The organism is Achromobacter sp. SIMBA_011, from assembly GCF_046535435.1.
Classification (GTDB): domain Bacteria; phylum Pseudomonadota; class Gammaproteobacteria; order Burkholderiales; family Burkholderiaceae_B; genus Achromobacter; species Achromobacter dolens.
This window is the reverse complement of the sequence record NZ_JAWRWN010001151.1, coordinates 1-239: the sequence shown is the minus strand read 5'-3', so window position 1 is coordinate 239 and position 239 is coordinate 1. Positions and strand designations below refer to the sequence as shown.

Sequence of the window (239 nt, the reverse complement as noted above, 5' to 3'; positions counted from 1 at the left end):
CCAGGATTCGTTCCCGGTTTCCACGATCTCGCAATGGTGGGTGAGCCTGTCGAGCAGAGCGGCGGTCATCTTGGCGTCGCCGAATACGGCCGGCCACTCGCCGAAGGCCAGGTTCGTCGTGACGATGATGGACGTCCGCTCGTAGAGCCTGCTGATGAGGTGGAAGAGGAGCTGGCCGCCCGCCTGGGCAAATGGGAGATAGCCCAGTTCGTCCATGATGACGAAGTCGAGCCTGGTGA

Annotated in this window: 1 protein-coding gene; it reads right to left on the bottom strand. The window is 62.3% G+C overall.

The window, feature by feature from the left end:
• Positions 1 to 239 (bottom strand): ATP-binding protein (locus tag SB816_RS34650; RefSeq protein WP_410548580.1); only part of this gene is annotated, 239 nt, incomplete at both ends.